Raw genomic sequence first — 11,570 nt, forward strand, 5'->3', positions numbered from 1 at the left:
TGCGCCGTTATCTTGGAGCTATCTGAAAGGAGAGCCCCATGACCGCTCAAGCCCGTATCGAATCTCAACTGTCACACCTAAACCCAATCATGGCTGCGATTGCTGCTACCAATCCGCATGACGCGGATGTGCGCGCACTGTCCATCGATCCTAGTCGTTCCATTGCGCTGTTGGCGCCGGCTGGCTCAGGTAAGACTACGCAGCTGCTTTACCGCTTCCTTGCGTGTCTGACAGTCGTTGAACGCCCCGAGGAAATCCTAGCAATCACGTTCACCAACAAAGCAGCGGGGGAGATTGTCGAGCGGGTATCCAATGCGCTGGGCATTGCAGCTCGTGGCGCAGAGCCGTCAGAGGCTCACGAAAAGCCTCTGTATATGCTGGCCCGTCTGGTGCTCCAGCGCGATGCTTTGCTGGGTTGGAATCTGGCCTTGAACCCTTCGCGCTTGCGGATCATGACCTTCGACTCTTACTGCGCACAGATCGCCGGTAAGATGCCAATCATGTCTGGTTTGGGCGGTGGCCGCACAGCCGATGACCCATCCCTGATCTATCGAACAGCCATCCTTGATACGCTCGGAAGCGTCAACGATGAGAGCATTCCTCAAGAGCTTCGCGATGCACTTGAGGCAGTGCTCGGCTTTGCTCGCAATCAGTTCGAGCTGCTGGTGCCGATGTTCGCCGCGTTGCTTTCGAAACGCGACCAATGGGTTGGCGAGATACTGAATATTAGCGCCGATCAACTCTCCGAAACGTTGCGGGAAATCGTAGAAAATGAAGTCTCTGAGGCGATGGCCATTCTCGCTAAATACGACTTCGATACCTGCTGGAGCATCTTTGCTGACGCCAGTGGTGTGCATGATCACCATCGGTGGGCAGCATACGGGCGCCTGGACTTAACCGAAGAAGGGCGTGACTTCGGTCGCCGCGCAGCTAAAGCGCTGCTCAAGACCGATAACATGATTCGCACCAAAGTAACGGCACGGGAAGGGTTTCCGGCGAAGGAAGCGCTCACGTCTCGCATGAACGGATTCCTCAGCACCCTCAGTGGGGAGCCAGAAATTGACGAAGCTTTGATCAAGCTTCGAGATATGCCCGATGCGGTATACCCGGAAGCATCCGCGAAGATGATGGAGCATTTGACCATCATTCTTCGATATCTCTTGGCCAATCTGATGCTCGCGTTCGACGGCTCAGCGTCCGTTGACTTTCCAGAGGTAGCCCAGCGAGCGATTCTCTCTCTTGGTGCCGGCGTTGAAATCGGGGATGCGCTTCTTGAGGAAGATCGTGTCAGTCACCTCTTAGTGGACGAGAACCAGGATACTTCTCCTGCTCAGTACCAGTTGCTCAGCTGCCTTGTTCAGGCATGGGAGCAGGATGATGCTCGTAGCGTTTTCCTTTGCGGTGACAAATATCAGTCGATCTACCTTTTCAGGGGCGCCACTCTTAGCCTGTTTACAGACACAGTTAAAGCTGCTCAATTCGGGCCGAAGGCTTTAGAGGTCTACCACCTCCGTGTAAATTTCAGATCATCGCCGACCGTGGTGGACTGGAACAACCGCGTTTATGGTGAGCTTTTCAAAGGGCCAGATAGCACCTTTGTGTCGTCTGTGGCGTTTCGCTCGAACCCTGGAAGCGTAACCGTTGAAGCGTTGACCGATAGTGAGTCAGAAGGTGTTCGCGTCGTTCATTTGATCCAGGAAGCGTTCAAAGCTGATCCCGAGCAGTCCGTGGCGATTCTCGTGCGTGGTCGTTCTCACCTCAAATACATCCTGCCCGCACTCAAGCAGGCAGGGATCAGTGCAAGCGGTACTGATATTGACCCTATCGCCGACTCCGAGCCGGTATCTGAGGTTGTGTCTCTTGTTCGAGCGCTGTGGCATCAGGCAGACCGAACCTCATGGCTTGCACTCCTGCGGGCGGCATTCGTCGGCTTGAGTTGGGAGGACAGCCTAACGGTCAGCATGGGGCACGCAGTTATTCCGGTGGCTCTGCGCAGCCCACAGGTGCAGTCGAAGCTGACGCCAGAAGGACATGCACGCGTGCTGCGCCTTGTGGAGGCGCTGGATGGAGTTGAGAAGGCGTCCCGCAGTGACGAGCTTGCGTGGCGGGCACGCGCGCTCTGGACGGCTCTGGGCGGCATGGCGACGGTGGATCAAACAGAGTTGGGGGACATTAAGACCGTCTTCAAATTGCTTGGTACGCACACCGCAAATGGTGATCTGGATAACCCGCAGTCGTTCTTCAACGATCTGGCCAACCTCTACGCTTCGCCGAAAGCTGGCGTGGTGCAGATCATGACCATTCATAAGTCGAAGGGCCTGGAGTTCGATACAGTTATCATCCCTGCCTTGCAGAAACGCGGTGGGAAAGATGACACCCCACTTTTCCATTGGCGAGCCATCGGCGGGCGTTTTTTCCTCGCTCCTAATATGGGAGACCAGGACGATATGTCAGCAGAAAGCCGTTTGTTCCGCTTCCTTGGAAGCAAGGTGAAGGCTGACCACAGTGCCGAGATTCAACGTCTGGCATATGTCGGCACGACTCGGGCGAAATTCAATCTGCATTTGCTCGCCTGCAAAGAAATTGACCGTGATGATGAAGGCTCCGCCAATACGCTTCTGGGTTGCCTGAAAGAGGTGCTAGCAAACGACTTCACTGAGGCGAGTGCGCAATCTGCGAAGCTGGATGTTCAAGGTGGCGTGCCATCGAAAGCTCGGCTGGATGCAGACCACACCGTGACTCTTCCAACTGATAGCTTCATTCCAGCCGCGACCAACGAAGCACTGCCTACTGAAAACGAACTGCATGATGAGTTGCGTGAAGGCGAGGGTAAGGATCACCGGGCGAAGGTGGAAGGCATCGTATATCACAGGGTGGTCGAAATGATCGCCAAGGACGGGCTCGACAACTGGACGCAGGAAAAGCTGAGTGGCAAGGGTCAGGCAATCTCGGCACTCATGCGCCGCGAGGGTTACCCAATCCGTGATATCCCAACTGGCCGGGATCGGATCATGCGTCTGCTTGCGACGACTTTGGCAAGCGAAAAAGGCCGATGGATTCTCTCCAAGCACGATGAAGGCGGGCAAGAGGTGCAGGTCAGTGGCTATCGAAATGGGCGCTGGGTGCATCGCTACTTGGATCGCCCATTTGTGGACGCCGGCATCTACTGGATCACGGATTGGAAATCATCTGAATGCCCAGAGGGTGTAGAGCAAGAGGTGTTCCTGCGCGGCATCATTAGTCAGTACCGGGCAAAGATGGAGGAATACCGGAGCGTAGTCATCGAGGCAGGCATCACACTGCCAGTGAAATTAGGGTTGTATTTGCCCGCTGTTGACCGTTTCGTTGAGATTTGAAGCTAAGCCCGGTACGCCGGGCTTTGTTTTGCCTGGAGACAAAGTATCTAACTGCTACAGGTTCGAATGAAAGCACGGACGATGGCTTGTACTTTGAACTCATGTGGAACCACGAACCAGCCGCAGGGGGGGAAACGTCGCCATGGCCACAACTTTGAGCAAGACACAGATTGATCGTCGCGCTGCCGCTGAGTCCGTCGCCGCCAGCGTTAAGACAGCGAAACCGGCGCCAATTGCTAAAGAGTCGGTGCTGTGTGACTTGTTTATTGAAGCCTTCAACAAGATTGATGGTTGGACATGCTATCCAGAGGGGGCAGGTTTTGACGTATTAGTTGTTCATGAGGATGGGCGCCAGATCGGTGTCGAGGCAAAGCTATCTTTGAATGCCAAGGTAGCAGATCAGATACTTCCTGGATTTGGTGATGAACACTACGGGCGCCCTGGCCCAGATCACCGCGTGGTGATCGTTAGCAGAATCACTGATGCTAGTGAAGGGATCGAAAAAATGCTACGCCGGTTAGGGGTATCTGTTCTGTGCCCACGCGAGCGCTGGGGGAGGCACGGATACGAGCTTTACTTTGACTTGAAGCGTGACATTTTCGATGCTGAGTCTTGCGCTGCTACCAAAGGATTGGAGCGGCTATTCGATTGGTGGCCAGCTGAGCGCTGTCGCGTACCAGCATTCGCACAAGCTTTGCCGGCAGGTGTCCCTTCACCCGTGCGGCTTACTCCATGGAAAGAGTCCGCTATCAAGCTCGTAGCACTCTTGCGCAGCCAAGGCTTTGTCACCGTCAAGCAGATAGCTGAGCACGGAATGGGAGCGACAAAGTGGACGCAACCAGCAAATGGTAAGCCCTCATGGCTAATCAAGGGAGCCGCACGCGGTCAATGGGTGGAAACCGTCAACATGCCTCCATTCGACAAGCAACATCCTGAGTTGTATGCGATAGCGGTGGAAGCGCTAGCGGCTAAGTCGCGGCAGGAGTTCGAGTTGCGATAGAAGAGGAACAGCTGAGCCCGCCAGTAGCGGGTTATTGTTTCGGTGGTCTACCAGTCGCTAGCAGCTCAATGGGCTTTGAGGGTGGCGTATGTGAAGCTCACGCAGCAGGGGCTCTGTGCTTACAACTCAGTGCTCAGTCTAATGCCCCGGTTCATCCCATTGACTTTCATCCGCTTGTGTAGCGGTGCAGTGCTGCCGGCTGTTCTGCGCTTCACCGTATCCCAGTAATCGCCTTTGAGGCGTACAAGCCCCTCATAAACGTCAGGGTCGTATGTGATGGAGACCTTGCCGTCGGCATAGGCAAGCACCCCACGGATGGTGTGCTTCGGGTGAAGGGCTTTCAGGTGGCCCATGTACAGCGTGAGTTGATAGAACTCATGAAGCTTGACCATGTTCCTGTATTTCCGGCTTTTGAATTCACCGACAACAATCTCATTGCCGGCGACGGCTTCGAACACCGCGTCGGCTATTCCATTGATACCGAACCGGGCGAGCTTGATGCGCCCAGCTGATTTCCCAAGATCGGTGCTGAGCATCCGGTATGCATTTTCGCGTAGGCCGAAGCGATTGAAGACCTCCCCTGACGCTTGCTGCTTTTGGAAAAGAAAAAATATGGCCAGCAGGATAAGCCCGCCGAGGATGTACATGGCCATCAGAAGACCCCCAGGAATTTCGCAGCAGCCACGACAAGGGCAGCCAAGAGGGCGTATTTGATTAGGCTTGGCCCCCTTCCAATCGCTGCGTGGGCGCGATTGCCATACTTCACGGCTCCTGCATCGACCTTAGCGAAGACACTGCTTGGCTGTGCCGCAAATCTGGCCAGTGTGCTTATGCTGATCGAGTTAGATTTCTTACTACTCAATTGGTACACCCATGTTCATTTGTATACGGCTGCCATACGGGGAAGGGGTGGAAGCTCAGCCCTTAAAGAAGAGCCGTTTATACCCGTGAAAACTGACTTCGCCATCTTCTTCTAAGGCACGGAACGCACGCGTGGCTGAACGCTTCTGCACGCCGGCCAGGTCTCGTATCAATTGCTTTCCAGCTTCAATCTGTCGCCCAAGCTTTGAATCAACAGAAGTGGGATGGTCAGCCATGAGTGTCAAGACGCGCCTGATTCTGTCTTGATCACGGCCTCTTGTCTCGACCGTCGCCTGCTCGTAGGCCTCAGCAATGCCTGCTTTTAGCTGGAATAACAATTGATCCCAGTTCGGGAAGTCAGCTTTGAAAGGCTCAAACGTTCGATCCCGGACTACGAGACAGGTCGTGCGCGAGTGGGGGTAAAGCTGGAGCAGGCTGCTGTGGCCGGGCGAGGATGTGAGCAGGTCGCCTCGTTTCAAGAACTCAATGAGCATGAGTCGAGCATCTGGCCTGTTTTGCCCATCAATCACGAATAAACCGCCCTCGATCAGCAGTCCAAATTCGTTATCGCCCAGCACCAGTCCTTCCGGGCAACGTACCGTCTCAATGCTTCCGTGTTTGATCAGGGCCAGTAGGAATGTTCCCCACTGAGGAAAAAACGTTGCATCGTTGACGATCCATGCCGGCGCCGGCACGTCCAGCACCCCAGAAGAGCCCGCGAAAGCGCTGCCGGTCATCAGCGATCCTCCCGTAGATCGTACTGGTTGTTGTCGTAGGGCTCGATCCTGATGTTCACGTCTGATGGCAACTCGATACCGATCAGTCCTGCCACCATGTCGTTCGTAGGTTGGATAACCAGGAGGACGCTACGATGCCGCAGGGTTTGGCTGAGATAGACCCCCTTCGTTGAGTCAGCCTTCCTCATTTCCCGCATTCTCATCCAGCGGCGCCGCTCAGTCTTGAGGGCTTTTGGCCCGCGACAGCGCACCCCTTCGCAGGTCTTAACGTAGGCCTTGAGAGTCGAACAGACTGAGCGGACAGATTCGGAGCGAATGCCGTCTATGACGATGTAGAAACTAGCGGACGAGAATCTAACCTTCTGCGTTTTCTTGTCCGCCAGATCCCAAGGGACGGTGCTTTTGGCTTCTGGATACATGAGGGGGGTGTCAAATTGGGGTCATAACTGATAGTGCGACCCCAAAGCCCCCTTTTCGGGTGGCGGATCAGTATTTTTTCCTGGAGCCTTCTAAGCGCTGCTGGTGCATGAACACGACGAGCAAGCCACCGAAGAACCATGCCATGCCGAAACATGCCGAGAAGACCACCAGCGGGCGCGTGACGGCCTGTGCCGCCAGTCGTGCGAAATCGTGGTTTATGACCACTCGATTCAGTTCGTGATTCTTGTAATAAGTGATGAGGTACTTTTGAGCGGCATCGACGCCTCTGAATACCGTGTCGTCATCGCTGGGCTGTTGACCAATGTAGCCTGTGGTGTTCATGACGATGCCCTTATGGCTGGCGATTACCGCCATTAGTCCTGAGTCATTTTTAAGATCATCAGGCACGTCAGCGCCTACCCAGCTGTAGCATTTCCACTGCCCCTGATCACACTGGTAGTGAAATCTGCCTTCATAGGTTGAAGTAAATTCTTCTTGGTACTTCAAGTAGGGCTCAAGGATCGCGGACTGCAACTGATACGGGAACGTGTAGTGCAGCCACATTTGAAAGCATGTGAAAAACATCAGAAACACTGTGATGTGAATGCGGAAAAAGCTCTTGAAACCACGTTGCCAGAAGCGGGCGAGCAATGAGAACGTGATGATCATAAGGACGGTCACATCACCACGCTGACGCTCTGTTGACGTTATTTGGTGGCCGAACCAGAGGTTAATTGCCTGATAGGCTTTGTTCAGAAGGTTAACTTCTTCCTGCCAGAGTGCAACGGCAAGCAGGAGCAGAAGCCAGCCCGGCGATATCGAGCGCTGGAAGTGGGCATAGAACCCGCACCATATCGAGAAGAACAGCAGAAAAACGCCAAAGTCCTCTAGGCACTGATTCAGCGACCATGCAGCCCATCCGCCATCAGTTGCCGGAAAAGAGCAAGCCGCTGTTGCGACCCAAAACACGGTGCAAACAAGCAGAGTTTGCATCTGCCAAGTGACACTGTTGAGCCGGTGATTCATTCTCGAAAAATAACTGTGGATTCTCTGCATGGTGCTCGCCCGTTTGGATGGAGCCCAGTCTCGCGATTTGCCATGTTTGCTTCCACTCAACCCCTTGTAGTTGATGAGTTGTTTATGTCCCTGTCTGAACGTCGATTCCAGCGCTATCACCTCACGCCCGGCGCTTTTTCCCGTCAGCGCATAAGAGGCACTGGCCTCCTTGCCAGCATCAAGGGATGGAAGGATTGCCGAGTGAAGGACATGTCCGTCGCTGGCGCTCTCATCCTTGCAAAGCAAGAACACCAGCTAGGTTCAAAGATCGAGGTCGAGCTGGAAACCACAGACGGCACTCGTATGGTTTTCCTAGGCGAGGTGGTGAACCTCGGGAAGGATCACAATTCAAACGAGCACAAGATCGGAATGAAGATCCAGGCTCCAAAAGGCGGCTCTGCCGAGGCGGAATTTTTAGATAGTTTGGAAAATAGATTCAAGGCTAGCGCGTGATAGAAGCAAGGCGCTGCAAGAAAGCCAGCGCCTTGTTCAAGGGTAAGTCGGGAACCGCCAACACCACAGAAGTGACAGAAGGGGGGAGCGCTGAATAGGAGGTTTTGATCCTACGGCGATTCCCTGGAAATCGTACTGATGTGAAACTGTTTGCACACATACTAGCTCAAGCGTGGCAAACATGCACTGCGCGGCATCCTTGTATTTGATGCCGTTCGCATAATATTGAGCAAGTGAACCTTTTTTTAGCCGCCGTAACGGGTCAGCCACGTTTCAAGCCCATCAGACCATCAAAACCGCTCATTGTTCCCCGCTTTTGGTGCGGTTGGCCGTTGACGCTTGACGCTTGACGCTTGAGTGCAGATTCGCTGAATACCCGCGCATGCGCGGAAAAAGCTGAGGAAGAGTTAAAAAAGGGCAAGCAGCTCTGCGATCATTCGTCTCAGCTGCCCTAGCACTCCCACACTGAAAATCTTCCTTTCAGCAATTACGGGATCGCCAATAGGTAGTCCCGGCAGATGCGAGCCGAGTGATACCCACACTGGATCAGCCCACCGTCCATCCCTACCCACATTCGACATGGCAGCTTGAGCAATGCTTACCACCTCGGCTGCATCACCTTCGGGCAGATCAGGCACTTCGAGGCGTAACCACCCACCACTTAGACTCTGATCGATGAAGGTGTGAGCCGCGTAAAGTTGATACTTGCGGCGGATGTGGGATTGCACTCGCAGTCTAGCTTGGTCTGCCATTTCCCGTGCTGCATCGGCGGGCAAGGTGGCCCTACCTGCAATAGGGAAAATCACTTCCACAAGACCTTTTCTGCCTTCAATCTTCAAAACACGCGCATCTTCTCGCTGCCCAGTTTTGAGACTGGGGGGCGGGGCGGTGACAGGAAGACGAAGAGCCGAAGCGATCCCATCCAAATCGAAGTTTTCCTGATGATCCACTGCGACGATGCGAATATTGTCGGCAACATACATGCGCTGGAACACGGAGTTCACTTCATCCAGCGTGTATGCCATGAATGGCTTGCTGTCGGCAGCACAGGGTGCCACGGCGCCGGCATGGACACTGATGAATCGCTCGTAGAAGGTAGGCGAACTGATGTAGTTTTCATCAGACCCCACCTCGCGAGTGATCGTCAGCTTTTCTCGCTCAAATCCCAGAGTGGGAAGCGAGCGTCGCCCGAGGAAAGTAACCAACGCACGCTGCATTTCGATTGCTGAGCCGGATGGGCCTTCTAGCGAGAACTCAGTGAAATCGCTGTGAGTCACCGCTGAAAGCTTTATGCCACTTGCTCTCAGCGCCAAAATTGCATCAACGGGGCTCTCACCGTATTCGGTATCGCTGAGAATCAGATGCTCGATGAGGTGTGGTGCTTCACGTAAGCCACATACGGAGGTGGTGCCGGTTCCAACGTATGCGTGAAGCGAGATTGATGGCGGTTGAGGGCTGACCTGTGCCAGCTGCACATTGGCGATGGCATGTGGAATGCTGGCCGCGCAGATGGCGGCCAGAGTAAAGCGTTTAACCACGTATGGCTTCCTTCATTCGGTCGAGCAAGCTTTTGGTCTTGGTGTCGTCGGGGATCAAATCCATGGCACCAAAGCGTGGCCCTGAATCCTCAGACTGATAGAGGTACTGCATTTTGTTCCGCTTGAACCCAACGTAGGGGGCTGAGTAGCCAATGTACTTGTCCATGTCCAAATAGCTTTCTTTGATGTTCGGATCGAAGCCAAAGATCAGTCGAATGCCTGAGCGTTTCCACAACTCCGCATTGGGTTGCCTGACTATAACGACCAGGTGGACGCCGCTCGCGCTTGCCAGCGAGTAGGCAGCATCGAGTTCGGAGGTCTGAGTGTTGAGGTTTTCCACATCAACAATGAGTGCCCTCCCGTCTGGAGAGTTGGTCATCATGGCAGGGATGTTCAACGCAACTACATCCTTGAGCGAGAAGGTCTCAGGCGGCGCGATGGCGACAACCACATTGCTCGTACTAAACGCTTTTCGAAGACCCACGTCATACGTCGAGTCTGTTTCGGCTCTGTAAATCGCAATGCCCTTGGACACGACTGAGAGCCAATCACCACCATGAGGATTATCACGGAAGATGACGACTTTGGTGCCTGCGGTTGGATTTAGAACCACTTCTTGATCCACAAAGCGCCGGGCCTTTTCCTCGTCCGGCTGGATAATCAAGCAGTGTTCATGGATATAGCGGCCCAGGACATACTGAATCGGCGCGTAGTAACCGAACCGTTGCTTGAATTTGGCCAAGATCGCTCGGTCAGTGGTATTCGGGTCGATTGGGTCAGACCGAGCGTAGTTGATCAGCGAGTCGAAGCTTGAGAATCCTCCCAGAGCAGCCACAATCTCTCGCTCGGGCACGCCTTGTCGAACGTCGTTTTGGTACGACAGCGACAGGTTGAGAGCCATGCGCATAAAGTGCATCGCTTGGTGCTGAGCATCCTCAGAGAGCATCACATCGTGCGACTTGATGTGTTGAAGGCCTTGCATAGGGTCACCCAACTCCCAGCTCCGGGTGTCGAGTGTCTTGTATCCGTATGCACGAGCTACCGCCGTGGCGGCTTGTTCGAGGTTGAACTCTTTAGGGTATTTCGCTCGCAAGCGTGCAACTTGTGTGTCCAGCATGGTTGACTCCAATCCACTATCAGTCTTGTGGAGGCCGGCCATGCCGGCGCCCTCATTTGGAGAATCGGTACTGTTTCAAGTAACGATGTAGGTACATGGATTCAACGAAGGGCTCCAAATCGATCTTGGTGCGGCTCCATTTTTTCTCGCTGAGTTCTCCAGCCTCGTAACTTGATAGTGGAACGATAAAGGGCACTGGATCGTCGATGGGGTAAACGATTGGTGTAGGTGACGGCCTTAGAGCCTTCGGTTCAGTTCCGATAAACGAAACCCGAGCCCGTACATGGGGCTGACCAGGGCGAAAGGCCGCAATGCGCTCACGGGGGCTGATGCCTGACAACGAGGTTATGGCTTCAACAAATTTGCGCGAGTTGTCTCCTTCTGGCAATTCGCCGATTGCCGGGACATATCCGTGGAGTTTTTTCAGATGCTTGGTGTACACCTTGATCCAATCGGCTGCTGTCTTGTTCTGCACTGATGGAGAAGCATCCCAGTAAAAACGGATGCGTGCCGGCCCGCTGACAATCCATGTTTGACGGATCACTTGTAGGCTTGAGAGGTAGCGCATGGAGGCCCATGCTTTGCTGCGTTCGTACTGTTCTTCAATTTCGCCGGCCAAACGCTCGATTTCCTGTCGCACACCGTTAAGCTCAACCAGTTCATGTAACCAGTCGCGGGGTAAAGCCAGCACGGCAGGGACACGCAAGGTCTCTCGTGGATTTTGCTTTCCAGGTTCAATCCTCGTCGAGGTCAGACCATAGATGACGCGTTGCAGCGCCTCACTCCCGTCCAGGGGTGTTACGGTAATGCCTTTAGTCTCATCGACCTCAGCTTGATCGCGAAACGGGATCAGGTATGACGCATCAACCCTGAGCCGGTCGGGGCTGGCGCGCATCTTGTTGCCCAACGCTTCAAGGCGCTCTTCCAGAATGCCTACCTGTTCCTTGATCCCCTGCTGAGGGCTGAGATAATGCGGCATAGCTTCTCCGTGAGTTGGGAAGGATTCGTACATCATAACGGGTAAGCCGGGAA

Annotated in this window: 10 protein-coding genes; 3 read left to right on the plus strand and 7 right to left on the minus strand. The window is 54.2% G+C overall.

Annotated elements, in window-relative coordinates:
* Positions 1-38 precede the first annotated feature (38 nt).
* Positions 39-3,356 carry a UvrD-helicase domain-containing protein gene (locus QOM10_RS31140; protein WP_316918461.1) on the plus strand — a complete coding sequence of 1,106 codons (3,318 nt, stop codon included), beginning with the start codon at positions 39-41 and terminating at the stop codon, positions 3,354-3,356.
* A 142-nt stretch (positions 3,357-3,498) separates the two neighbouring features.
* On the plus strand, positions 3,499-4,356 hold the full coding sequence (locus QOM10_RS31145; RefSeq protein WP_234831349.1) for a hypothetical protein: 858 nt from the start codon (positions 3,499-3,501) through the stop codon (positions 4,354-4,356).
* Between the two features lie 119 nt (positions 4,357-4,475).
* Here the strand turns inward: QOM10_RS31145 and QOM10_RS31150 are convergent, their stop codons facing one another.
* The 4 genes from QOM10_RS31150 to QOM10_RS31160 all read right to left on the minus strand — a co-directional run bounded on the left by QOM10_RS31150 (position 4,476) and on the right by QOM10_RS31160 (position 7,430).
* The gene (locus tag QOM10_RS31150) at positions 4,476-5,009 is read right to left on the minus strand and encodes a hypothetical protein (RefSeq protein ID WP_316918462.1); all 534 of its coding nucleotides are present in this window, start codon (positions 5,007-5,009) and stop codon (positions 4,476-4,478) included.
* A 264-nt stretch (positions 5,010-5,273) separates the two neighbouring features.
* Positions 5,274-5,954, minus strand: a complete 681-nt coding sequence (locus QOM10_RS31155; protein WP_316918463.1) for a hypothetical protein — start codon at positions 5,952-5,954, stop codon at positions 5,274-5,276.
* On the minus strand, positions 5,954-6,373 hold the full coding sequence (locus QOM10_RS31455) for a 30S ribosomal protein S10 (protein WP_057451437.1): 420 nt from the start codon (positions 6,371-6,373) through the stop codon (positions 5,954-5,956). Before QOM10_RS31455 ends, QOM10_RS31155 begins: the two co-directional genes overlap by 1 nt.
* Before the next feature lie 67 nt (positions 6,374-6,440).
* Positions 6,441-7,430, minus strand: coding sequence for a hypothetical protein (locus QOM10_RS31160; RefSeq protein WP_316918464.1), 990 nt, complete (start codon positions 7,428-7,430; stop codon positions 6,441-6,443).
* A gap of 84 nt (positions 7,431-7,514) precedes the next feature.
* Between QOM10_RS31160 and QOM10_RS31165 the strand changes: the two genes are divergently transcribed.
* The gene (locus tag QOM10_RS31165) at positions 7,515-7,883 is read left to right on the plus strand and encodes a PilZ domain-containing protein (protein WP_316918465.1); all 369 of its coding nucleotides are present in this window, start codon (positions 7,515-7,517) and stop codon (positions 7,881-7,883) included.
* 407 nt (positions 7,884-8,290) lie between these two features.
* Here the strand turns inward: QOM10_RS31165 and QOM10_RS31170 are convergent, their stop codons facing one another.
* From QOM10_RS31170 to QOM10_RS31180, 3 genes are read right to left on the minus strand one after another with little or no spacing between them, the layout of a single operon-like run.
* Positions 8,291-9,421, minus strand: a complete 1,131-nt coding sequence (locus tag QOM10_RS31170; protein ID WP_316918466.1) for a hypothetical protein — start codon at positions 9,419-9,421, stop codon at positions 8,291-8,293.
* On the minus strand, positions 9,414-10,538 hold the full coding sequence (locus QOM10_RS31175) for a hypothetical protein (RefSeq protein WP_156395693.1): 1,125 nt from the start codon (positions 10,536-10,538) through the stop codon (positions 9,414-9,416). The genes QOM10_RS31170 and QOM10_RS31175 overlap by 8 nt, the downstream gene beginning before the upstream one ends.
* A gap of 52 nt (positions 10,539-10,590) precedes the next feature.
* The gene (locus QOM10_RS31180) at positions 10,591-11,517 is read right to left on the minus strand and encodes a DNA replication terminus site-binding protein (RefSeq protein WP_316918467.1); all 927 of its coding nucleotides are present in this window, start codon (positions 11,515-11,517) and stop codon (positions 10,591-10,593) included.
* Positions 11,518-11,570 lie beyond the last annotated feature (53 nt).

Source organism: Pseudomonas sp. P108 (assembly GCF_032613195.1).
In the GTDB taxonomy this organism is placed as follows: domain Bacteria; phylum Pseudomonadota; class Gammaproteobacteria; order Pseudomonadales; family Pseudomonadaceae; genus Aquipseudomonas.

Bases quoted from the DNA above. Each gene is read 5' to 3' on its own strand.
- QOM10_RS31140 (WP_316918461.1), top strand. From the start codon at position 39: ATGACCGCTCAAGCCCGTATCGAATCTCAACTGTCACACCTAAACCCA.
- QOM10_RS31145 (WP_234831349.1), top strand. From the start codon at position 3,499: ATGGCCACAACTTTGAGCAAGACACAGATTGATCGTCGCGCTGCCGCT.
- QOM10_RS31150 (WP_316918462.1), bottom strand. From the start codon at position 5,009: ATGGCCATGTACATCCTCGGCGGGCTTATCCTGCTGGCCATATTTTTT.
- QOM10_RS31155 (WP_316918463.1), bottom strand. From the start codon at position 5,954: ATGACCGGCAGCGCTTTCGCGGGCTCTTCTGGGGTGCTGGACGTGCCG.
- QOM10_RS31455 (WP_057451437.1), bottom strand. From the start codon at position 6,373: ATGTATCCAGAAGCCAAAAGCACCGTCCCTTGGGATCTGGCGGACAAG.
- QOM10_RS31160 (WP_316918464.1), bottom strand. From the start codon at position 7,430: ATGCAGAGAATCCACAGTTATTTTTCGAGAATGAATCACCGGCTCAAC.
- QOM10_RS31165 (WP_316918465.1), top strand. From the start codon at position 7,515: ATGTCCCTGTCTGAACGTCGATTCCAGCGCTATCACCTCACGCCCGGC.
- QOM10_RS31175 (WP_156395693.1), bottom strand. From the start codon at position 10,538: ATGCTGGACACACAAGTTGCACGCTTGCGAGCGAAATACCCTAAAGAG.
- QOM10_RS31180 (WP_316918467.1), bottom strand. From the start codon at position 11,517: ATGCCGCATTATCTCAGCCCTCAGCAGGGGATCAAGGAACAGGTAGGC.